18 protein-coding genes, 1 pseudogene and 2 riboswitches are annotated in these 23,567 nt (G+C 52.1%); of the genes and pseudogenes, 11 read left to right on the plus strand and 8 right to left on the minus strand.

Features of this window, described 5'->3' with window-relative positions; translation table 11 throughout:
• Positions 1 to 252, plus strand: a 252-nt coding sequence (locus tag CCB157_RS14525; protein WP_143287077.1) for a transposase, incomplete at its 5' end; no start/stop codon positions are given.
• Positions 253 to 1,185: 933 nt separating this feature from the next.
• On the opposite strand, the gene gcvPB is transcribed toward CCB157_RS14525, so the two are convergent.
• Genes gcvPB through gcvT form a run of 3 tightly spaced genes read right to left on the minus strand, consistent with a single transcriptional unit; the run spans position 1,186 to position 5,107 of the window.
• Positions 1,186 to 2,646, minus strand: coding sequence for an aminomethyl-transferring glycine dehydrogenase subunit GcvPB (gene gcvPB / locus CCB157_RS14535; RefSeq protein WP_077616599.1), 1,461 nt, complete (start codon positions 2,644 to 2,646; stop codon positions 1,186 to 1,188).
• Positions 2,633 to 3,994, minus strand: a complete 1,362-nt coding sequence (gene gcvPA, locus CCB157_RS14540; RefSeq protein ID WP_077616600.1) for an aminomethyl-transferring glycine dehydrogenase subunit GcvPA — start codon at positions 3,992 to 3,994, stop codon at positions 2,633 to 2,635. The genes gcvPB and gcvPA overlap by 14 nt, the downstream gene beginning before the upstream one ends.
• 15 nt (positions 3,995 to 4,009) lie before the next feature.
• Positions 4,010 to 5,107, minus strand: a complete 1,098-nt coding sequence (gcvT, locus tag CCB157_RS14545) for a glycine cleavage system aminomethyltransferase GcvT (protein WP_077616601.1) — start codon at positions 5,105 to 5,107, stop codon at positions 4,010 to 4,012.
• A 203-nt stretch (positions 5,108 to 5,310) separates the two neighbouring features.
• Positions 5,311 to 5,422: riboswitch (glycine riboswitch) on the minus strand.
• Positions 5,423 to 5,593: 171 nt separating this feature from the next.
• Between gcvT and CCB157_RS14550 the strand changes: the two are divergent.
• The 9 genes and pseudogenes from CCB157_RS14550 (at position 5,594) to CCB157_RS14590 (ending at position 16,222) form a co-directional block, all read left to right on the plus strand.
• A pseudogene (locus CCB157_RS14550) lies at positions 5,594 to 7,262 on the plus strand (DEAD/DEAH box helicase).
• Positions 7,240 to 8,025, plus strand: coding sequence for a YqhG family protein (locus tag CCB157_RS14555; protein ID WP_077616602.1), 786 nt, complete (start codon positions 7,240 to 7,242; stop codon positions 8,023 to 8,025). The pseudogene CCB157_RS14550 and the gene CCB157_RS14555 overlap by 23 nt, the downstream one beginning before the upstream one ends.
• 339 nt (positions 8,026 to 8,364) lie before the next feature.
• On the plus strand, positions 8,365 to 8,559 hold the full coding sequence (locus tag CCB157_RS14560; protein ID WP_158077339.1) for a YozQ family protein: 195 nt from the start codon (positions 8,365 to 8,367) through the stop codon (positions 8,557 to 8,559).
• Positions 8,560 to 8,860: 301 nt separating this feature from the next.
• Positions 8,861 to 9,139, plus strand: coding sequence for a TFIIB-type zinc ribbon-containing protein (locus tag CCB157_RS14565; protein WP_077616604.1), 279 nt, complete (start codon positions 8,861 to 8,863; stop codon positions 9,137 to 9,139).
• A 180-nt stretch (positions 9,140 to 9,319) separates the two neighbouring features.
• The gene (locus CCB157_RS14570) at positions 9,320 to 9,934 is read left to right on the plus strand and encodes a TetR/AcrR family transcriptional regulator (protein ID WP_077616605.1); all 615 of its coding nucleotides are present in this window, start codon (positions 9,320 to 9,322) and stop codon (positions 9,932 to 9,934) included.
• Positions 9,931 to 11,232 (plus strand): cytosine permease, encoded by a 1,302-nt coding sequence (locus CCB157_RS14575; protein WP_077616614.1) that lies wholly within the window; start codon positions 9,931 to 9,933, stop codon positions 11,230 to 11,232. The genes CCB157_RS14570 and CCB157_RS14575 overlap by 4 nt, the downstream gene beginning before the upstream one ends.
• 182 nt (positions 11,233 to 11,414) lie before the next feature.
• Complete coding sequence (locus tag CCB157_RS14580) at positions 11,415 to 12,542, plus strand: S-methyl thiohydantoin desulfurase family protein (protein ID WP_077616606.1); 1,128 nt, start codon at positions 11,415 to 11,417, stop codon at positions 12,540 to 12,542.
• A complete protein-coding gene (locus tag CCB157_RS14585; protein ID WP_238594733.1) occupies positions 12,535 to 14,094 on the plus strand; it encodes a hydantoinase/oxoprolinase N-terminal domain-containing protein in 1,560 nt (519 codons plus the stop codon). Before CCB157_RS14580 ends, CCB157_RS14585 begins: the two co-directional genes overlap by 8 nt.
• 793 nt (positions 14,095 to 14,887) lie before the next feature.
• A complete protein-coding gene (locus tag CCB157_RS14590; RefSeq protein ID WP_077616615.1) occupies positions 14,888 to 16,222 on the plus strand; it encodes a hemolysin family protein in 1,335 nt (444 codons plus the stop codon).
• A gap of 315 nt (positions 16,223 to 16,537) precedes the next feature.
• Here the strand turns inward: CCB157_RS14590 and kimA are convergent, their stop codons facing one another.
• The 3 genes from kimA to CCB157_RS17690 form a co-directional block, all read right to left on the minus strand.
• Positions 16,538 to 18,361, minus strand: a complete 1,824-nt coding sequence (kimA, locus tag CCB157_RS14595) for a potassium transporter KimA (protein WP_077616608.1) — start codon at positions 18,359 to 18,361, stop codon at positions 16,538 to 16,540.
• 143 nt (positions 18,362 to 18,504) lie between these two features.
• Positions 18,505 to 18,648: riboswitch (cyclic di-AMP (ydaO/yuaA leader) on the minus strand.
• A gap of 461 nt (positions 18,649 to 19,109) precedes the next feature.
• Positions 19,110 to 20,096 (minus strand): lipoate--protein ligase, encoded by a 987-nt coding sequence (gene lplA, locus CCB157_RS14600; protein WP_077616609.1) that lies wholly within the window; start codon positions 20,094 to 20,096, stop codon positions 19,110 to 19,112.
• Between the two features lie 542 nt (positions 20,097 to 20,638).
• Complete coding sequence (locus tag CCB157_RS17690; RefSeq protein ID WP_158077340.1) at positions 20,639 to 20,803, minus strand: hypothetical protein; 165 nt, start codon at positions 20,801 to 20,803, stop codon at positions 20,639 to 20,641.
• A 107-nt stretch (positions 20,804 to 20,910) separates the two neighbouring features.
• Here CCB157_RS17690 and CCB157_RS14610 point away from each other — a divergent pair, with 107 nt between their 5' ends.
• A complete protein-coding gene (locus CCB157_RS14610; protein WP_077616611.1) occupies positions 20,911 to 22,065 on the plus strand; it encodes an N-acetylmuramoyl-L-alanine amidase in 1,155 nt (384 codons plus the stop codon).
• 102 nt (positions 22,066 to 22,167) lie between these two features.
• Here CCB157_RS14610 and CCB157_RS14615 read toward each other — a convergent pair whose 3' ends face one another.
• Positions 22,168 to 23,076 (minus strand): IS3 family transposase, encoded by a 909-nt coding sequence (locus CCB157_RS14615; RefSeq protein WP_143287078.1) that lies wholly within the window; start codon positions 23,074 to 23,076, stop codon positions 22,168 to 22,170.
• Positions 23,031 to 23,345, minus strand: coding sequence for a helix-turn-helix domain-containing protein (locus CCB157_RS14620; RefSeq protein ID WP_077616956.1), 315 nt, complete (start codon positions 23,343 to 23,345; stop codon positions 23,031 to 23,033). The genes CCB157_RS14615 and CCB157_RS14620 overlap by 46 nt, the downstream gene beginning before the upstream one ends.
• Positions 23,346 to 23,567 lie beyond the last annotated feature (222 nt).

Raw genomic sequence — 23,567 nt, forward strand, 5'->3', positions numbered from 1 at the left:
CTTCTCACCTTTATGGACTATCCAAGCAGTATTCGAAGTGTGATTTACACGACCAATGCCATCGAACGAACGATCAAGGAGATTCGGAAACGCCTAAAGCCGATGAACAGTTTGAGCAGTTTAGAAGCCGCTGAAAAAGTCGTATATTTGACCGTTCAAGATTTTAACGAGAAATGGGCAGAACGAAAGTTGCGAGGATTTGCCGAAGCGCAGGAAGCCCTCGAGCGAATGTTTGAAGAACGTTATCATTAACCAAATAATGTAAATAGATGAGATGAGGGGATTCTCCCTTTCCCCCTCAAGAGACTGAATATTCAGTCCCCTGGGGGGGGAACCAGCCCCCCTCTATTCCAAATCTATTTCAGAGATACCCTATCTATCTTACATTACACAAAATTCTTGACGGTACCAAGGAATCCCCTAAATAAGAAATGGTTAAACCGACCCATAAATTTCGCAGATCTTTATTTTTTGTTATGGTATTAATATAACTTTTTATTTTATTTTTCATGGCAAACCTCTAAATTATTAAGGGAATATAGACCCTTCTTCGGTTGACGGGTCCGGGACAATAAGATATTAAGCTTAGCCTCGCCAAAACATCTGTGCGGAAACGGTTCCCCTCTATAACGATCATAAAGATTACGCGTCTTCCTCGTTTCGGATAAAGCCGTATTTCTTTGAGTTTTGACCTATTATTCATAATATTCCATTGATATACTATGAACGTTCAACATCCATTTTGGAGAGTATAATCTGATTTACAAATAAAATATCAATGATTTCTGAAATAATCTCGAAAAATCTCCGTTTTACGCAATCATCAATATTAACAAACGGCTTCCAAGACCGGATGGGTTCTCAAGGGAGGCGTTGTGGAGAAGAATTGGCCGGGAATTCAACAACGGAAAACAACTATGGCTGGGCAAATCCGTCTTTTACAAAAAAATGGAAATATTAGGGAGCATACTCTACAGGATCGACTTCAACAAGCCAGTGCACTGACCATTAACAGTAATCCCGTTAGCGTATTGAATCCCCTTTTTCTCTATCAAACCGCAAAGGACCTTCAATTTTTTGAACCATTCCACTTCACCCTTGGGGATTGATCGGTGTTGCCGGCTCAACACATATAATGACCCCCTGCGCCCGAATGGCCGACGGGCACAGGGGGTGTGATGTTTCCTACGCTTTTACATAGCGCAAGATTGGATGGCGGGCCGCTTCCGTTTCATCGAGCCGTTTGACGGGCGTCGCGTGCGGCGCCTCCTGAACGATCTCCGGCGATTCTTCCGCTTCTTTGGCGATTTGGATCATGGCGTCCGCGAAAGCGTCCAGCGTTTCTTTCGATTCGGTTTCCGTCGGTTCGATCATCAACGCTTCGTCGACGATGAGCGGGAAATAAATCGTCGGCGGGTGAAAACCGAAATCGAGCAGGCGTTTGGCAATGTCGAGCGTCCGGACGCCGAGTTTTTTCTGACGCCGGCCGGAGATGACGAACTCGTGCTTGCAATGGCGGTCAAAGGGCACGTCGTAGTAAGGCGCGAGGCGCCGGAACAGATAATTCGCGTTTAAAACCGCATCGCGCGACACTTGTTTTAACCCTTCGGGGCCCATCGTCCGGATATAGGTGTACGCGCGGACGTTGATGCCGAAGTTGCCGTAGAAAGGCTTCACGCGCCCGATCGAGTCCGGCATGTCATAGTCGAACCGGTAACCTTCTTCCGTTTTGACGACGCGCGGTTTCGGCAAAAATTTCGCGAGCTCTTTTTTCACGCCGACCGGTCCCGAGCCCGGCCCGCCTCCGCCGTGCGGCCCCGTAAAGGTTTTATGCAAATTCAAATGCACGACGTCAAAGCCCATGTCGCCGGGACGGGTGACGCCCATGATCGCGTTCATGTTCGCCCCGTCGTAATAAAGTTTACCGCCGGCGTCGTGGACGATTTTTGCCATTTCCAAAATGTCTTCTTCAAACAGCCCCAGGGTGTTCGGGTTGGTGAGCATCAAAGCGGCGGTGTCGTCTCCGACGACGCGCTTCAAGTCTTCCAGATCGACGAGGCCCTTTTCGTTCGACCGGACGGTGACCGCCTCAAACCCGGCGACCGTCGCCGACGCCGGGTTCGTGCCGTGGGCGCTGTCGGGGACGATGACCTTCGTCCGCTTCGTGTCGCCGTTCGCTTCATGGTACGCGCGAATAATCATCAGCCCGGTCCATTCCCCGTGCGCGCCTGCGGCCGGCTGCAGCGTGACCTCGTCCATCCCGGTGATTTCCGCCAAGTTCTTTTGCAGGCGGTACATCAATTCAAGCGCCCCTTGGACGGTTTCCTCGTCTTGATAAGGATGGATGTGCGTGAAACCGTCGAGGCGGGCGACGTCTTCATTGATTTTCGGATTATACTTCATCGTGCACGAGCCGAGCGGGTAAAACCCGGAATCGACGCCGTGGTTGCGCCTGGAAAGCGCCGTATAGTGGCGGATGAGCTCGAGTTCCGAAACCTCGGGGAGCTCGGCCGGCTCTTCCCGAATGTATTCGGCGGGCAACAGTTCTTCCGTCGGGCAGTCCGGCACGTCGAGTTCCGGCAGGCTGTACGCGACGCGCCCCGGCTTGGAAATTTCGAAGACGAGCGGTTGATCATTCGTTCCCATTGGCGAGCCCTCCTAACGCTTCGGCAAAAGCCTCGATTTCTTCCCGCGTTCTTTGTTCGGTGACGGCGACGAGCATGCGCCCTTTCATGGTCGGATCGATGCGTTCCAGATCAAAGCCGCCGATAAACCCTTTCTTCAGCAACGCTTTGTTCAGTTCGGACACCGGCCGTTTGACGTCGACGACAAATTCGTTGAAAAACGGCCCGTCATAAACGAGTTCAAAGCCCGCTTCCCGCAAACGGCGGGCGGCGTACCGCGCCTTCAGCACGTTTTGCCTGGCCATCTCCGGAAGCCCGCGCTTGCCGAGCGCCGTCATCGCCACCGCGGCGGCGAGCGCATTGAGCGCTTGGTTCGAACAAATGTTGGACGTCGCCTTGTCACGGCGGATGTGTTGTTCGCGCGCCTGAAGCGTCAGGACAAAGCCGCGGCGCCCGTCTTCGTCGACGGTTTGCCCGACCAGTCTTCCCGGAATTTTGCGCATGTATTTTTTCGTCGTCGCGAAATAGCCGCAATGCGGCCCGCCGAAACCGGCCGGAATGCCGAGCGGTTGGCAGTCCCCGACGACGATGTCGGCGCCGAAGCGGCCGGGCGGCTTGAGCAGCCCGAGCGCCAGCGGGTTCGCCGCCACGATGAATAAAGATTTTTTGCCCTTGCGGACGATCGGTTCCAATTCTTTCAGCGGTTCAATTTGCCCGTAAAAATTCGGGTATTGCACGATGACGCCGGCGGTTTGGTCGTCGATTGCGCTTTCGAGGCGGTCGATGTCGGTGCGCCCGTTGCGGGCGGGCACGACGACGATTTCCAAGCCCTGCCCTTTCGCATACGTTTTCAGAACGTCGCGGGCTTCCGGGTGGACCGCTTCGGAGACGACGATTTTTTTCAACCGCGTCACCCCGGCCGCAAGCAACGCCGCTTCGGCCAGCGCGGTCGCGCCATCGTACATGGACGAGTTCGCCACTTCCATGCCGGTCAGCTCGCAGATCATCGTTTGAAATTCAAAGATCGCCTGCAGCTCGCCCTGGGAGATTTCCGGCTGATACGGCGTATAAGCGGTATAAAACTCCGAGCGGAGCAAGACGTGGCCGACGACCGACGGGATGTAATGATCGTAGACGCCCGCTCCGAGGAACGAGACGGCGCTTTTGGTATCGGTATTCTTCGCGGCGAGGCCCCTCATGAAGCGATAAAGCTCGGTCTCGGACAGCGCCTTTTCGACGCCGAGCTCGCCGTTGAAGCGAACGGCGGCCGGGACGTCGGCGAACAAATCGTCCACCGATTGGACGCCGATCGTTTTTAACATCGCCTCGCGATCTTCTTCGGTGACGGGTAAATATTTATATTTGGACATGTCGGACCTCCCTTTCTATGACCGCTTGTAAAACGGCGTCTTGACGACGATCGCTTTTTTTCGCTTGCCGCGGATGTCGACCTCGACTTCGGTGCCGATCGCCGCCGCCGTGCGCTCGACCAATGCGAGACCGAGATTTTTCTTGAGCGTCGGCGATTGCGTGCCGGTCGTGACGACCCCGATTTTGACGCCGTCCTTGTAGACCTCATAATGCGCGCGGGGAATGCCTTTATCGATCATTTCCAATCCGACCAGCTTCCGCGGGATGCCGTTCGCTTTTTGGGCGGCCAGCGCTTCTTTGCCGATGAAGTCGGCCGCTTTGTCAAGCTTGACGGCGAAACCGATGCCCGCTTCCAGCGGGGTGATGTCCGGACCGAGTTCCTGGCCGTACAACGGCAGCTTCGCCTCGAACCGCAACGTGTCGCGGGCGCCGAGGCCGCACGGCAGAAGTCCGTCGTCCTTCCCGGCTGCAAGCAGCGCTTCCCACACCTTCGGCGCTTCCGCCCACGGCAGATAGATTTCAAATCCGTCTTCCCCGGTGTAGCCGGTCCGCGACACGAGCGCCGGCACTCCAGCGACGGCAACCGGTTCCTTAAATTTGAAGAATCCGATATCTTCGAGCCTTTCTTCGGTCAATTTTTGCAAAATCGCTTCCGCCTTCGGACCTTGCAGGGCAAGCTGGGCGTAATCGTTCGATGCATTCTTGACGGCCACCGCCGCGGGCGCGTGCGACCGGATCCATTCAAAATCTTTATCCGTATTTGCCGCGTTCACAACGAGCAAAAACCGGTCGGCGTCCTTTTTATATACGATGAGGTCGTCAACCGTGCCGCCGTCTTCATAGCACATGGCCGTGTATTGGGCGTCGCCCGGCTTTAACTTGGACACATCGTTGGTCAGAAGGGTTTGCAAAAACGCTTCCGCCCCGGCACCGGCCACTTCGATTTCGCCCATGTGCGATACGTCGAAAAGCCCGGCGCGTTCCCTCACCGCCTGATGTTCCTCTTTAATGCCCGAAAACTGAACGGGGAGTTCCCAACCGCCGAAGTCAATCGTTTTGGCCCCCATCTTTTTATAAATGTCGTACAGGGGCGTCCGCTTCAAATCGCCCACCGTCCATCCTCCTTTTGCTTCAAGGCCTTTTTGCCATACAAAAAAGACAAAGGGACACAAATCGAATTGTGTGCCTCTGTCCTTCGACCGGAAAGTTTGAACCGCTCATTGATCGGCGCTTCCCGGGAAAAAATAACGGGGGAGGCGGCCGACATCAAGGAACGGGCCTCGTCGGTGGCTCATGCGAGCACTCTCCAGAGGGGCGTCCGGCAAGAGTCTTTTTGCCTGAGAGATTCGCGCGATCCGCTTGCTCCTTCGGCGCCCGTCTCGCCCGTATGAACCGCCGGGCCGACGGGTCTCTCCCCTTGCCTTCATTCGCGATGCCTCGATTTTGATCGATTGAAAAATAAAGAAACGCAAAATGAGTCATACTAACTGATATTATCCTATCATTTCCGCACGTCCGAAAGCAAGAACGGATCGGGCCCCGCCGCCGGTTGCCCGGTCCGATTCCGGCCACGACGATGACGAACGGAGGGTGAAAACATGCAGCCGGAGATCCACTTCGACCGATCATGGTGTGAGGCGTTGGACAAACGAATAAACCAAGACGGGCCGTGGGCGAATTGGGAAATGTATAAACTCGCTTACGAAGCGGAGAAACAATTGGCCGTACCGGCGTTCTCCGGCCTCGTCGCGCCGAACCACCTTCCGGACCTAGACGTCTTGCCCCACCAATTGGAAGCGGCGCGCACGGTGATCGAAGACATGCACGGGAAAGCCATCCTCGCCGACGAGGTCGGTCTCGGAAAAACGATTGAAGCCGGGCTGATCATGAAGGAGTACCTGATCCGGGGCCTGGCGAAAAAAATATTGGTGCTCGTCCCGGCCTCCCTCGTCCTCCAATGGACGAAAGAGCTTAACGAAAAATTTTACATACCGGCCGTTCCCCAAAAAAAAGCGTACGTGTGGGAGGCGTGCGACGTCGTCATTTCATCGATCGATACGGCCAAACGAGCGCCGCATGCCGATATCGTTCTCCGCCAAGACTATGATCTCGTCGTGATCGATGAAGCTCACAAACTCAAAAACCACAAGACGAAGAACTATCAGTTCGCCCGCCAAATAAAGAAAAAATTTTGCCTGCTCTTAACGGCGACGCCCATCCAAAACCGCCTTGACGAGCTCTATTATCTCGTCACCCTTCTCAAACCGGGCTATCTCGGCGACGCCGAATCTTTTTTCAAGGATTATCGTTCCGGAAAAAATCGGGTGAAAAACGAGGAAAAACTGAGACGCCTCATCAACAAAGTGATGGTGCGCAACCGGCGGGCCGACACCGGCTTAAACTGGCCGAAACGCCACGTTCAGTCGATCGAAATCTCGCTCACCGCTGAAGAACGGGCGATGTACGAAGCGCTTTCAACCTTGAAAAATGCCGAATTCGTGGAAGGGTTTTCGCTGCTCACGCTGCAGCGGGAAGCGTGTTCGAGCCGGGAAGCCCTGTACGTCACGATCAAGCGCATGCTGGACCGCCACACGGCGCCCCGGCTTCGCGACCTGCTCACCTCGATTATCGAAAAAATCCAGGCGGTCAAAACGAATTCCAAAGCGGAAAAAGCGTTGGAAATCATCCGCCGGGCGAACGACAAGGTGATCATATTTACCGAATACCGGGCCACCCAACTGTACCTTCAATGGTTTTTAAAACAACACGGCATCACCAGCGTGCCGTTTCGCGGCGGCTTTAAACGCAGCAAAAAGGATTGGATGCGCACGCTCTTCGAAAAAAAACGCCCAGGTGCTGATCGCGACGGAGGCGGGGGGAGAAGGCATCAACCTGCAATTTTGCCACCACATCATCAACTACGACTTGCCATGGAATCCGATGCGGATTGAACAAAGGATCGGGCGGATCCACCGCCTCGGGCAGAAACACGACGTCCACATTTATAATTTCTGGACGAAAAACACGATCGAGGAGCACATTCTCCGCATGCTCTACGACAAGATCCGTTTGTTCGAGAACGTGATCGGCGAGCTGGAAGAAATTTTGACCCGTCTCGATATTAAACAGATTGACCGCGAAATCGCCGACATTTTCGAAAGCTCCGATTCCGACGGTGAAATCCGCATCAAAATGGACAACCTCGCCAGCGTCATACTCGCGGAAAAGGAGGCGCTCAAGCTCGATGAAACAGGAAGCGATTCATAGTTATTTGGAAGACTTTTTCCGCGCATCGGGGTGCGACATCTTGGATTTGCGCCCCCGCTTCATAAAAGTGAAACTGACGATTGAAATGGACAAGAAACTCATGAACCGGCCGTTTTATTGGCATTATGTCGAAAAAATCGGAGCGCGGCCGGAGACGCAAACGCTCGCGTTCAAAACCGATCCGGCGGGTGAAGAGGGGGATTTCATTCATTTCGGTTCCCCCCGCCTTCACCACATTTTTTCGTTATCTAAAGAATTGGGCCGCTACGTCCGACTCTATGAAAACGCCCGCTCGAACGGCGGCAACCTTCCGCTTTATCCGTGGCTCGGCTTGAATTTCAAAATCAGCTTTCAATGCGATTTAAAAAGGGACGAATTGATGTCCCTCGGCATCAATCTCTTCAACGGCACCATCGTCAAAGCCTTTCAGGAAACGGTCGAAGCGCTGCCCCTCTCCCCGAAGATCCCCGACTATTGCTATACGCTGGCGCCGATGATCAAACCGCTGAGCGCGGTCAACCGGCTTTTTGCCGTCATCGAAGCGTTCATCCACCGCCAGGACGACGCCTGGGCCCTGGAAGCGCGAGAGAGGTTGCGAAATGATCTGGAGCTGTTGGAGCGCTTTTACGAAGACATGGAGGGAGACGCCTATCGCGACGCTTTCGAAAAGGAACGGGACGCCTTGATGGAGCAATACAAGCCGCGCATCCATGTTTCCATCATTAATGGCGGCCTCTTCTATTTAACCGGAACCGCGTTCTGAACGGCGCCGCTTTTCGATCGGCTCCTCTTGTTTTTCTCCGGAAGCGGTTTGACTTTCCACGCGGCGACTCACCGCAAAGGTACATGAAAGGCGAAAAAGCGGGGGAACAATAAAAGCGGGCGCCATGCCCATAACCATACCGGCGCTGTTCACCGTGATGGCGGGAAAGGCGCAGCTCCTGGCCTGAAGCTTGTCCGTTTGTCAGGCGTTGCTGGAGGGTTTGGGGACCCGCCTTTGCGATGTCAAAGGATGGCTCAAGCCGATCAAGCGGGCCTTTCCCGCTTTGGAGACCGTTTTATATCAAACGATGACAGCGTCCATCACAAAGGGGGAATCACCGTGACCGATCGTCCGAACAAACCCAAACCCGTCACCCAATGGCTGGATCCGATCGATGAGGAGGCCGGCAATGCCTCTTCGGGATTGGCGGTAACCCAAGAACAACTGAAGGACGTTTATAACGAGGGCACGATTGACGTCATGCTTGAAGGGCGTCCCGACCAAAACGATCGCTCGCGAAAGACGGAATCATAAGACGCGGTCCCGCATAAGCGGGACAGATACGCGCCTATGCCCGAAACGCCCTATTCTTTCATGGATCCCATCCGCCGCGATCCGTTTTCAGTGCCTTTCCTCATCGCGTTCCCCACGGCGGCGGTGTTCGGCTGATGCAGAGGGGGCGTCGTTCCGGTTTCTCCTTTTTCGGCGCACCATCCGCGGAGAGCACCAAGGATTCTTATGTCCCATATGAGGCCGCCCACTGCCCTTTAAACACCGACGGATCCGCATGTTATAATAAATAGGACTTACCAATAGAAGGATAAGGAGGATCTGCTTGTTCTGTCCGGTTTGTGATCAAGTCCGAATGCGGGAAGTGGAAAGAGACGGCGTCATGATCGACATTTGCCCGAGCTGCAAAGGCGTGTGGCTCGATCGCGGGGAATTGGAGAAAATCCTCGAGGGCGTGAGGGAAATTCGCGAGCCGTTTCATCAATGGTATGAAAGCGATTATGACGATCATCGTGAACGATGGGAGCACGGACATCATGCCCATCCTCACAAGCGGAAGAAGAAAAGATCCGTTCTGGACATGTTTGAAGATCTCTTCGATTGACGGCCGTTCGCTGGAACGGTCTTTTTTATTACATCACCCAGATGCTTTTTTATTTTTGTATACGCTTTCAAAAAAATTTAGATATAAATTTTTCGATACATATTGAAACTTCTATCACATTGGACTAAAATGTGTCCAAACTAATATTAGTTAGGTTTTGAAAAGGGGGTGAATGCGGAATTGTCGACCAAAGACGCCTTGCTCATGGCGGCCTATAAACACTTCGGCGACGGAGGATACAACGGCACGCCTTTATCGGCCATCGCCGCATCGTGTGGCATCAAGACCCCCTCCATCTACGCCTTCTACAAAAACAAGGACCATTTGTATCTTGAAGCTTTCCGCCACGTCTTAAAGTCACATTACGCGTTTGTGAAAAAAAAGGCCAAAGCGGCGGAAGGCTTGTCCGCGGAAGAACAATTATTTTCGGTTATAAAGGGGCTGGTCGAATTCCATGAGCAAGAAGTCGAAATGACCCGCTTTTTTAAACAGGCTTATCTCGTGCCGCCCCAACATTTGAAGGCCAAAATGGATGAGCTGTTTCATCAGCATGAGACGTTCCTTTCCGGTTTGCTGACCGATCTCTTTCAACGTTTGATGAAGGAAGGAGCGATCGCACAGAGAGACACGGAAACGCTGCGCGCGGCCTTCTTATGCTTAATGGACGGGGTCTTTCTGGAAATGTTTTATTATCCAAAAGAAGAATTTCATCGCCGTCTGCATATGATCTGGTCCGTTTTTTGGAGCGGACTGACGAATTCCAATCAGAGGAGTGGAGCCGAGTGGAAGAAATGAAGAGCTTAGATTACGAAAGACAACCTGTCCCCCAGGAAGAAAGACAAGCGTGGTACCGGTTAAGCGCCGTCTGGATCGCGATCGGCATCGATCTCTCTTCCGTTCTATTGGGGGTTGAAATCGGCAACGGACTTCGTTTCGGCCGTGCGCTCGCCGCCGTTTTCATCGGTTCGTTCATCTTGGCCGTCATGAGTTCCGCGTGCGCTTACGTCGGTGCGGCTACCGGACTGTCCACCGCCCTTTTGACCCGGCAGCTCTTCGGTGAATACGGAGCGAAGCTCATTTCATTGATCATCGGCGTGTCCCTGTTGGGCTGGTTCGGGGTTCAAACGGGATTTTTTGCGGAAAACGCCCATGAGGTGACGCACACCGTATTGGGATTGAACTGGAATGTGCAATTTTTGGCGGTCATCGGCGGCTTGCTGATGATGACGACCGCGATTTACGGTTACCGGGCCATTGAAAAATTGAGCGTCGTTGCGGTACCGCTCCTAGTCGTCCTCATCTTCGTGGCGATCGCGTTGGCGATTGGCCGCAACGGCTGGGATGCTGTCCACGGGCGGCCGATCCATCCTCTTCCGTTCGGTACGGCGGTGTCTCTCGTCATCGGCATTTTCGTTGTCGGCGCCGTCATTTCCCCGGACATTTCGCGGTGGGCTCGGACCAAAGGCGAGGCGATTCTGGCCGCATTTGTCGGATTTCTCATCGGCAACAGCTTTATGCTCGTCGTGGCCATCCTTCTTTCCAAACTGACCGATAAAAGCAATTTGACGGAGATCTTTATCGGACTCGGGCTGGGCATCCCGGCGATCATCGTCCTCACCCTGGCCCAATGGACGACGAACACGACCAATCTTTATTCTTCCAGTCTCGGATTCTCGGTCGTCTTTACGAAGGCGGCAAAGAAATGGATCGCTTGCATCGCCGGGCTGATTGCCACTCTGTTGGCTTATCTTGGCATTTTTGATCATTTCATTGCCTTTTTGTCGATCATCACCACATTGATTTCACCGCTCGGCGGCGTTTACGTCGGTGAATATTTCTTCGTCGATGCGGCGCGCTTCAATTTTAATGAATCCAAAACTCATAAACTCGTCTTCCGATCGGTGGCGAGCTGGATCGTCGCCTCCGCCGTCGCGTTTGCGACGACCCCTGCCCCCGGCGGCTTCGGCTGGTTCACCTTAACGACGGTCCCGGCGTTGGACGGTTTTCTGGTCGCTGCCGTTATCCAAATCGGTACCGGCCTTTTCGCCCGCCGACGCGTTGTACCAACGTCCGCTGCCAAAATAACGGAATGATCGCCGCAGCCGGTTATGGGCAACGGCCGGTGTAAATGAACCCTGAATCTTGTCCGGCGGATCATGTCATTTTCCCTAATTTTTATGGAATCCGGCAGGCTTGACGAAACAAAAACAGGCATGCCGAACGGCGCGGAGGGCGACGATCCCCCGTCCGCCGAAAAAAAGAAAGGTGTGACAGCATGAAAAACATCGATCAACAAGCAATAGAAAATATCGCCGTCGGCGCCACGCTGCTCGGAACAGGCGGGGGCGGCGACCCGTACATCGGCAAGCTGATGGCGTTGCAAGCCATTGATAAATACGGTCCGGTGCCGTTGGTGGCGCCTGAAGAACTGTCGCCCGACGATCTCGTCGTTCCGATTTCCATGATCGGCGCCCCGACGGTGTTATTGGAAAAAATCCCGTCCGGTCGCGAAATGGTCAAAATTCTTGAAATGATGGAAACCTACACGGGCAAACGAGCGGCTGCCGTCATGCCGATTGAGATCGGCGGCGTCAATTCGCTGATTCCTTTCGCCGTCGCCGCGGAAAAAGGCTTGCCGGTCGTCGACGCCGATGCCATGGGCCGCGCGTTTCCCGAGGCGCAGATGGTCACGTTTTACCTGGACGGACTCGCGCCCGAACCGGTCACCATGGCCGATGAAAAAGGAAATACGGTGTTGTTCAATCCCGTCGACGCCGTTTGGTCCGAACGGCTGGCGCGGAGTTTGACGATTCAGATGGGCGCTTCGGCGGCCATGAGCGATTACGCCTTAACCGCCGAACAAGTGAAACGGAGCGCCATTCCTTATACCTTGTCGCTCGCCGAAGACGTCGGCCGCACCATTCTTGCGGCGCAAAGTAAAAGCCGCTCGCCCGTCCCGGCTTTATTAAAAAAATTAAACGGCCACCTGCTTTTCTCCGGCAAAATCGTCGACGTCACCCGCAGGCTGGACGGCGGCTTTACGAAAGGCGAAGCTCGTTTTGCGGCATTGGCGCCCGGCGAGGCGAAAGACGTCAGGCTGTATTTCCAAAATGAATATTTGCTCGTGCAAGACGGTTCGCACGTCCTGGCGTCCACCCCCGACTTGATCGTCGTCCTTGATAACGACACGGGAACGCCGATGACGAGCGACCGCTTGAAGTATGGCATGCGGGTCGATATCCTCGCCTTCCCCGCTCACCCGAAATGGCGCACGGCCAAAGGCATCGAAGTGGCCGGACCGAAGTATTTCGGCTACGACATCGATTACCGCCCCGTTGAGGAACGGATGGCGGAATACAAAAACATGCACCATGACAAGCAAGGAGATGGAAACATTGGCTGATTATCGAATCGGCATTGACGTCGGCGGCACCCATACGGACGCCGTCATCCTGGATGAAAACGATCATGTGGTTGCCGAAGTGAAAACTGCGACCACCGAAGACGTGACGACCGGCATCGAAAGGGCGCTGAACGCCGTCCTCAAATCGGCGTCAATCGACCGAGCGCGTATCCAATACGCCATGCTCGGCACGACGCATTGCACGAACGCCATCGTCGAGCGCAAACGCTTGAACCGCATCGCGATCGTCCGCATCGGCGCTCCGGCCACGCTCGCCGTCGAGCCGTTGACCGGGATGCCCGACGATTTGAAAGCGATGTTCTCCAGTCACGTGCTGATCGCAAAAGGCGGTCATGAATTCGACGGCCGGGAAATCGCCCCATTGGATACCGAAAGCATCTATCGCTTTGCCGAATCGCTCAAAGGAAAGATCGATGCCGCGGCGATCACTTCGGTCTTCTCGCCCGTTTCCCGTCACCATGAAGAACGGGCGGCAGCCGTCTTTAAAGACGTTTTCGGGGAAGACTTTCCCGTCTCACTGTCGCACCACATCGGCAGCATCGGCCTGTTGGAGAGAGAAAACGCCACGATCTTGAACGCCGCCTTAATCGGCGTGGCCAAACAGACGGTTCAAGGATTTGAAGCGGCGTTGCGGAAGGAAGGCGTTTCCGCACGGGCCTTTTTCGGGCAAAACGACGGCACGCTCATGTCGGCGGACTACGCCATCCAATACCCGATCTTTATGATCGCGTGCGGACCGACGAACAGTTTGCGCGGCGCCTCTTATTTAACCGAGTTGGAAGACGCCGTCGTCGTCGACGTCGGCGGGACGACGACGGATATCGGCGTGATCGCCAAAGGTTTCCCGAGGGAATCCGCGGTTTCCGTGGAAATCGGCGGTGTGCGCACCAATTTTCGCATGCCCGACCTTGTTTCCGTCGGAATCGGCGGCGGCACGGTCGTCCACATCGAAACGGACGGGCGCTTTGCCCTTGGCCCGGACAGCGTCGGTTATCGCCTGACGGAAAAGGCGCTCGTCTTTGGCGGCGACACGCTGACGTTCACCGATGTCGCGGTCGCTCTAGGACGCGCGTCGATCGGCGATCCCGCACGCGTCAAACATTTGGACCGCGCGTTATTGGAAACCATTTATCAAACAGCTGTGGAAACCATTGAAACCGCGATCGACCGCATGAAAGTGAACGACGCCTTCGTGCCGGTCATCCTGACCGGCGGCGGCAGCCTGCTTTTGCCCGACGACTTAAAAGGCGCTTCACGCGTCGTCCGGCCGGCGCATTACAACGTGGCCAATGCCATCGGCGCCGCCATCGCCCAAGTGAGCGGCGAGATCGAACGCGTCTATTCGCTGGAAAAGACGCCGAGAAGCGCCGCCTTGGAAGACGCCAAACGGCAAGCGATCGCCAATGCTATTCAGGCGGGGGCCCGGCCGGACACCTGCCAAATCGTCGATGTGGAGGACGTTCCGCTCGCCTATCTGCCGGGGAATGCGACCCGCATCAAAGTCAAAGCGGCCGGTGACCTCATCGGTTAAAAGCCGCATGCGCGCCCGGCCCGATCAAACCGTTTGCCCCACACTCACCCGCTGAGCCCTGTTTACAGAATTGCACAGGGCCCGGCGGGTGGAAATTTTGAAAATCCTATCAGTGCCCCCAATATGGGGGCGGCCGGTTCATCTTAAATGTGATCATGCTCAGATCAATCGCCCGTCCCGTTTCACTTCCTTCTTTTTATCAATCTTTGAACCGACAAAAGGATAAAATTTTTATAGCATCGGTGTGACGGCGTTCCTTGTTTAGGCACACCGTATGAGGCGCTGATTTCGGTCTTTCCCCTGCGAGTGATCCGTACTCTCATTAAATGGAACGGGATTCCGGCGACTTGCGATACGGCCTTCTTTCCCTCTCGAACCTCTATCCAAAAATCGCGGTTTCCCGACGCGCCGCGCCAAGCTCCGCCATCACCCGCGCTGCGATCCCACAAAAGAAACGAATGCCTCTCCTAAGCCTGTTAGGTTTTGTCGTTTCCTGCGCTTGCCCGGGAAATGAAGGGCAAGATGAGTTGTTCAGCTGCCGGATAACGGTTATACGGCGGACAACCAACCATGGAAACCTTGCGCCCTGTACGATCGTATAAGTTCGTAGAAACGGTCCGGAGCAGACCGCCGCGTTCCTCAATACCCGTTTGATCTTTTTTTATTTTATAATACTAGATATAAGCGGTCACGGTTCATCATCATTCCGAAGGGCCTCAGAATAAATCCCCGATCCGCAAGAAACGATATACATAAGGAGGTGACATCCTCACCGCTGCCGGTGAGGATGAGTTTGGAGACCATCAATCTACTCATCGTTGTCCTACTTATTCTGATTTCCGCGTTTTTTGTGGCTGCCGAATTTTCCATCGTTAAAGTTCGACGAATTCGCATTGATCAGTTGGCGCAAGCCGGCAATAAAAAAGCACAAGCCGCACGGATGATCTTGGACAACCTCGACGGTTACCTCTCCGCTTGCCAGCTCGGCATCACCATGGCGTCTCTCGGCATCGGTTGGCTTGGGGAACCGGCGGTCGGCCATCTCATTGAAAAATTGTTCGGATCGTTTCGTTTTTCCGGCGCTTTGTCCATGGCCTTATCCGGCTTTTTCGGCTTTCTCGTCGTCACGATGATGCATGTCATCTTCGGCGAATTGGCGCCGAAAACGTTTGCCATTCAGAAGGCGGAACACATCGTTCTGTTTTCCGCCCGCCCGCTCATCCTATTCAGCCGCATCGCCTATCCCTTCATCTGGATCTTAAACGGTTCCGCCAACGGCGTGGCGAGATTGTTCGGCATCCGTCCCGTTTCGGAATCGGAACACGGCCACTCCGAAGAAGAATTGCGCTTGATGTTGGCCGAAAGTTATAAAAGCGGAGAAATCAACCAGATCGAGATGGAATACGTCAACAACGTCTTCGAATTTGACGACCGCCTATCAAGGGAAATCATGATCCCGCGCACGGAGATCATCTGCCTGTACGCGGACCGTCCGCTCGCCGAAAACATCCAAATCATCAAGGAAGAAAAATACACGCGATATCCGGTGGCCAAAGGCGACAAAGACCATATCATCGGCTATGTCAACATCAAAGACATGTTCCACGACATCATCAATGATCAACAGCGGTCTTTGGACGAGTACATCCGCCCGATCACGAATGTCATGGAAACGACGCCGGTCACGACCTTGCTGAGGCAAATGCAAATCAACCGGAGCCACATGGCGCTCGTCGTCGACGAATACGGCGGAACCGCCGGCATCATCACCGTGGAAGACATCGTCGAAGAAATCGTCGGCGACATCCGGGACGAGTACGACCTTGAAGAAAAACCGACCGTGCAAAACGTCGATGCGGAAACGACGATCATCGACGGTAAACTGCTGTTGTCCGAAGTCAACGATTTATTCGGCCTTGACTTGGACGATTCCAAAATCGACACGATCGGCGGCTGGATTCTGTCCCATAAAATCGATGCCGATAAAGGGACCGTCATCCCTTACTATCCTTACGAATTTGAAGTGATCGACATCGAAGGCCACCAAATCAAAGAAGTGGCCGTCCGGAAGATGGACCATCCCGCCGCTTCCGGCGATGCCCCGCACGTCGAACAGTCCGAATCCTGATGAGCGGCCGTTCCGTCACCTCCTCTTGGACACGGGTGCATGAAAATAGCGAGGCGACAGACGGCCTTTTGTTGTGTCCCGCGCGGCGCTTCACAGCCTCTTCTTAGGACGCGTTCCAGCAAAATGCGGGCCGCCGCTCAGCCCCTTTTTAGTTCCTGATGACATAAAAAATCAGCCTCCATAACGATTCGGAGGCTGATTTCATTTTTACCCGATCCAACGGTCTCCGTTCGGCACACCGTTGGATTTCACCGTATAAATCCTGAAGTTGTTCAGTTCGGGGTAAGCGCGAAAATCCCCTTCCCGTGAACGCCTTTATTTTTTAAACGTATACGGGTAAGTCGAAATGACGACGTTTTTGGTGCGCATGAAATAAGCGCGAATGAGCAGCGCCGTCTGATTGTGCAACACCATTTCCCACCAACGCTTCGGGATGAACTGCGGCACGACGACGGTGATCATCGTATGTTCGTCATTAAATTTATATTTGATCGTATCGATGAATTTGCTGAGCGGGTGGATGATGCTCCGGTATTGCGAGTGAATCGTCACCAAACGCACGCCGCAATCCCAAGCCTCCCATTTTTTCTCCATTTCCTTGATGCTCTCATTGCTGAAGCCGATGTACACCGCGACGACGTTTTCGGATAACGATTTCGCATAGGCGATCGAGCGTTCCACCACGCGGGTGATGCCGGCCACCGGGACGACAACGATGTGGTTGGTGATCACGGGCATTTCACTGTCCAAAGGAATCCTCAGCTGATCGGCGACATTGAGATAGTGCTTATGGATCGCTCTAAATATGAATAGCATGCCCGGAATAAACAGGATGGCCATCCACACTTTATCGAGCTTCGTGACAAAGAACGTCATAAGGACAAAGAAGCAGATGAGCGCGCCCGTCAGGTTGATCACCAACTTGACCGCCCAACCTTTGGGACGTTGTCTGAGCCATTTGGCGATCATGCCGACCTGCGACAACGTAAAAGGAATAAAAACGCCGACCGCATAAAGCGGAATCAGATTTTCCGTGTTCCCGTGAAAAATCAAAATCAACAAAATGGAAGCGAAACCAAGCGTCAAGATCCCGTTGGAATAACCGAGACGGTCGCCGCGCACCGTAAACGGCCGGGGCATATATTTGTCATCCGCCATGTTGTTGGCGAGCAACGGAAAAGCTGAAAATCCCGTATTGGCGGCCAAAACAAGAATCATCATCGTTGTCGCTTGAATGAAATAATAGATGCCATTTCGCCCAAATATGTGGGAAGCCAGCTGCGACAACACCGTCTCATCCGCTTTAGGAACAATCCCGTACCAATAGGACAAATAGATGATGCCGAGAAACAAAGCGCCGAGAATGCAGCCCATGATCGCCAACGTTTTTCCCGCGTTACGGGGAGCGGGATCTTTAAAGTTCGGCACCGCATTGGAAATCGCTTCAACCCCCGTCAGCGCCGAACAGCCCGATGAAAAAGCTTTTAACAATATGAACAGACTGATGCCGGCGACCGGCGTGCCGACGGCCGCCACATGACCGTGGGTCGCATGGCCGGTCAATATATCATAGAGACCGCAGACAATGACCAAGCCGAGCGCGAGGATGAACAAATAGACCGGATAAGCGAGAACGGTCGCGGATTCCGACAAGCCCCGCAAATTCAATATGGTAATGACGATGACCAATGCGACGGCAATGGCCACATTGTACGGATGCAAGCCGGGGAAAGCCGACGTCAGGGCATCGGTTCCCGCGGAAACGCTCACCGCAACGGTCAAGATGTAGTCGATCAGCAGGGAACCGCCGGCGATCAGTCCGTAATTGGTTCCCAAATTTTCTCTTGCGACCCGATAAGCGCCACCCCCGTTGGGATAAGCGTAGATGATTTGGCGGTAGGATAAAATCAACGCCACGAGCAAGATTAAAATCCCAAGGGCGATCGGCAAGGAATACCAAAAGGCCATGTATCCGACGGTCGCCAAAACGATGAGAATTTGTTCGGGACCGTAGGCGACCGATGACAACGCATCGGAAGACAAAACGGCCAGCGCCTTGATTTTATTCAGCTTTTGTTCCTGCAATTCATTGGTTTTCAGCGGTCTGCCGATTAAAAAGCGTTTCAGTTTCGTCAACATTTAACAACACCTTCATACAGCTATTTCAGTTTGAAAATTTAAAGGATGGGGCAAACAGAAATCAGCAAAGATCAAATTTAGGTTTCGCAAAAATTAACAAAAAAAACCGAGAGATGCCTGACCTCGCGGTTCCATAGACAACACTCTCCTCTCTTCAAACGCTTACGAGGTTAGCTGACGGGTTCGGGTGTGACGAGTCACCCTACCTAAATTTAGGATTCACCCCGTGCGGCCTTCGCCGCGTTGGTTCCCCCGCTTCAAAAGCTTGAATTCAGCGATTTAGGAATCGGTTATTTGGATTGAACGTCACTATCATACTACTTGGATGGATAACTGTAAATACCGAATGGACATCGATCACATAAGACGTGGGAGGACATTTGGTCATACCTGTTCGAAAAACTTGCAGGCCCTTTCACTTCTTGCCTAGAACAGCATTCGCTTTCCCCACCTTCGTACGGAAATGGGGGCTTGAAGAAAGCGTCGGCCTTCACTGGAGGATCTGCACCGGGCGCAACGCAAACAGCCCCCAGGAAGCAATGTCCCGAGGGCTTCGTGATCTTTAATCTATTATGGAATTCTAGCGAATCTTTGTCTGGCGTTCAAGCGCAAGGCCCTTAAAGCTTCCGTCAGCACCCACGGCTTTTATGGCAATGGCCTGCGGCCGCGGAAAAGCTTTCGTATCAATCTGGGCACCGTGGGCACGAATGCGTCGCCGTGGACGGCCGGCCCGGCGGATGGGCGCGATCTAATAAACGAGATCGATGAAATCTTCCTTGGCTATGGAGCCAAAGTAATGGGCGATATCGACATCGCGCAAGGCAAGGCGGATGTCATCCTTGGCATATTTAACGCCTTCCATCCGCTTTTCGATGTCCCGCACATCGCCGACACCGAAAAAGTCCCCGTATATCTTGCACGACTCAATGATGCCCTTTTCCACTTGCAGGCGAACATCGATCGAACCGACGGGAAACCGCTTGGTTTGCCGAACATTAAACGCCGGCGAACGGCCGTAGTTCCATTCCCAATTGGCGTAGCGTTTTTCGGAGATCTCTTTGATCTTCTGCCAATCGTCTTCCGTCAAGCGATATTGCCGGATGGGACCGCCCGCAAAAATGGAATGGAGGATCCTCTGTTTAAAGGTTTCGATGTCCATCTTTTCCTTTAAGTAATCCGAAATGTTGGCGACGCGTTGGCGGACGGATTTTATTCCTTTTGATTCGATCTTTTCTTTATTGACTTTCAGCGCTTTGGTGACCGCTTCAATGTCCGTGTCGAAGAGAAGCGTCCCGTGGCTGAACATCCGTCCCCGCGTTGAAAATTGGGCGTTCCCGCTGATCTTTTTGCCATCGACAAGGATGTCGTTGCGCCCGGAAAGTTCGGCCGGTACCCCCATTTCATGCAAGGCGCGAACAATCGGGTCCGTAAATTTTTTATAATTATGAAAGCTGTTTCCATCATCCTTCGTGATAAAGCTGAAGCATAAATTGCCCCGGTCATGATACACGGCTCCGCCCCCGGACAGCCGGCGTACGACGTAGATCTGATGTTCTTCCACGTAATCCGTATTGATTTCCTCGATCGTATTTTGATTTTTTCCGATGATGATGGACGGATCGTTAATATAAAAGAGCAAATGGGTTTCGTCCGGATCCAGTTCCCTTAAAATGTACTCTTCGATGGCCAAATTGATTCTCGGATCATGGATGCCTTCGTTATCGATATATAGCACGCTAATGCACCTCTTCATGTTCACTGGCAAAGGCCCGTAAACAACCTGTGCCCTGTATTTTCCGCACGATGGCTCATTTGCGGACCATCAACCGATACCATTTTAAATCTTTTAAATGGCAATGGAAAGCCTGAGACACCGTTTGCAGGTATAACCGAAAAAGTGTTGGGCCATGGACCGCGCCGCTTGCTCTTATGACCGCAGGTGAAACCCGTGGCGGCGGAAACGCTCACACGGTTTCGCGGCGTTCTTTCACCTTTTTATAGGGCACCTGCGCTTTACGCCCAACCTGCGTTCAGAAAACGCCTTTGGCCTGTTCACGATTCTTATCGTTGTTTTGGTCCCCATTGAAGTTATCTCGTCGTCTTCGTTATCCCGGGGAACTTTTCGGCCATTTCGACCGTGACGGGCTCTTCTTAAAAAGGAGACCTTTTTTGTTGCATCGTTGTCCGAAATCTGAGCCTGAAGCCTCGTCATCTCAAAGGCGGCGGCCGAATGCCTAAGATCCATGGTTTCCGCTTACGACCGCCGAAATGGCCTACTCACTCCTCCCTTCTTCCTCTTTTTCTACCATTCTGAAAGTGCGCAGACATCGCCTTCTCAACAACCGCCGGCTCGTATTTTCTCTTTAGCGCCTCCTTCATCAAGTTCAATGCCACATAAGGTTTAAGGATTTTAACCATCTTCCATTTAATTTTAACTATCATTTATTTAATCTTCTTTCATGATTCGACAAATTAATCCAATATTTACAACTCATGTCACAAGTTTTATAGTTTAATTGTTAAAAGCAACAAAGAAAGGAGGCCCTTTGATGCGGAAATTAAGCGTAGGCATCATTTTATCCGTTATGGTAGCGTGGTTCGTTCCGGCCTATGGATTGGCAAAATCAAGCACGCCGGCGACCATCTATGTCGTCAAAAAAGGCGATTCGCTTTATGCCATTGGAAAGAAATACCGCATCTCCGTGTCGCAATTGAAAAGTATAAATCATCTTAAATCGGACCGGATCTATGCCGGCCAGAAATTGATCATTCGCCCATCCGAATCCGCCCGCTCCAAAACGACGACTTACGGTTACGTCAAACTCAAAAGCGGCCGTTTGAACGTTCGCAAAGGGCCTTCGACAAAGTACGCCGTCGTCGGGCATTTAAACAATCACCAGAAGGTGGTTCTGAAAGAGCATAAAAACGGATGGTATCGAATAGCGAGCGGTTCTTTGTCCGGATGGGTTTGTGATGATTACATCATCACCGGCGGCGCAGCCAATCCCGCTGCTAAACCGGCGAAACCCGCTAAACCGTCAAAACCCGCGACACCGGCTCAGACGACTGCTTCCGGCAAAAGCGCAACCAAGGCGGGCAATAAGTTGAAAGGCAAAGTGATCGTTCTCGATCCGGGCCATGGCGGACGGGATCCCGGCGCTGTTGCCTTGGATGGGAGCTTTGAAAAAATCTACAATTTGAGCTACACCCTCGCTGCCAAATCCGCCTTGGAAAAAGAGGGCGCGAAAGTAGTCATGACGCGCTCTACGGATCGGGCTTGCTATTCGGGAACGAACAGAGTGCTCGAATTGCAATGCCGGGTCGATGTCGCGAAAAAAAGCCATGCCAACCTCTTCATCTCTTTACATAACAACTGGTCGTCCAACAAAAACGTAAGGGGAACGGAAACCCACTATAACGACCGCAACAGTACCGACTATCCCGGAGTGAACAAATATCCGAAACAAAGCAAAGCGTTGGCCCAACTCGTTCAAAAAGAAGTCGCCAGCGCCTTCGGCAGTAAAAATCGCGGCGTCATCAGCGACCATCTTTACGTAACGAGAAAAAATACCGTGCCCGCCGTATTGTTGGAGATCGGTTTTCTTTCCAATCGAACGGATCTGAACAAAATCCGAAGCGCCTCGGTCAAAACCAAGGTCGCGAACGCGATCGCCAAGGCGGTCGTCGAATATTACCATTCATAAACCGAAAAAAAAAAACGCCCATTCCGGGCGTTTTTTTTCTTAATAGAAGCAATGTGATTGAACTTACCCCTGTCAAGTAGACAGTAAATAAAAAGGATCTTATTAAGCAGCTGTAGTCAGATATTCTCTAGGACTACAGCTGTTTAATTTCGTTTGGATCCGTTCATTGTTGTAGAATTCTATATATTGTATAACGGCTTGCTTCATTTCTTCAGCTGTTTTAAATTGATGCATATAGATACATTCTGTCTTTAAATGGCTAAAAAAGTTTTCCATACAAGCATTATCTAAACAATTCCCTTTTCTAGACATACTAGCCCTTATATTGTATTGTTTAAGTAGTGCGTGATATTGTCTGGATGTGTACTGAAATCCTTGGTCACTATGGAGAAGGATTCCAGACACATCTTTTTTTCGTTTTATCGCTAACTTCACGGTATCGATGACGAGCCTAACATCATTTCGATGACTGATTTGATAAGCGACAATCTCGTTGTTATATAAGTCTTTAATGGCGGATAAATATAATCGGATGCCATTGCTTTGAAGATACGTAATATCCGTCACCCACTTCTCATTTGGTCTTTTGGCTTGAAATTCTCGATTCAAATGGTTATCCGATACCACGTATGCCTCTTTCTTTCCAAAATATTTTCGCTTTCTCCGAATTTTCGCTTGAATCCCTAGTTCTTTCATTAATCGATAGACTCTTTTGTGGTTGATGGTTAGGTTGTATTTTTTTCTAAGCCAAGCTGTGACTCGAGGATAGCCGTAAATGCCATGGACAGCTTGGTAACACTCCTGAATCTTTTCTTTGATCTGCTCATTCTCTATTTGTTTTTTCGTCTTCATGAATTTTCTCTTTCTCCACTTGTAGAATCCACTCCTTGAAACGCCGGATACCTCACAGAGTAGACGAATGGTATATTTCTTAGATAGCTCTTCTATTACCTGATATTTGTCTCTTACTTTCTCTCCCCCTTTCTTAACGCTAATAGCTTTTTTAAATATTCATTCTCCACACGTAAACGTTCCAGTTCTTGTTCAGTTGTCAAAGGATTTTTTCTTGGTCTACCTTTACGTAAACTTTTTGTCCTGCCCCTTTTCTCTTCTAATCCTTGAATTCCTTCGTTTTTATAGTGAGTTACCCATCTATGTAACATGGAAGAAGAGATGCGAAATTGATCCATGATTTCACGCTTAGTCCATCCCTCATACAAATATTTCTTCACAACGTCTAATTTATATTCTTTACTGTAAGTTTTTCTGATTTTGCCCATAAAAATATCCCCTCCATAGTAAGTTGAGTCCGTAAAATTGTGTAAAAAGGAAATGTAAAAAGAGCCACGTTGCTTTCCCTTTGATAGAATGGACATTGACCAAAACAAAAAACAAAAAGGAGGAAAGCAACTATGGCTCAATACAATATTACAATAAGCGATGAAATCCTGCACGGGTTCTTGTCGCAAGATCAAGGACTGGCCAAACTGTTGGAACAGGTC

Origin of the sequence: Caenibacillus caldisaponilyticus, from assembly GCF_002003465.1 — a bacterium.
GTDB classification, from domain to species: domain Bacteria; phylum Bacillota; class Bacilli; order Bacillales; family Sporolactobacillaceae; genus Caenibacillus; species Caenibacillus caldisaponilyticus.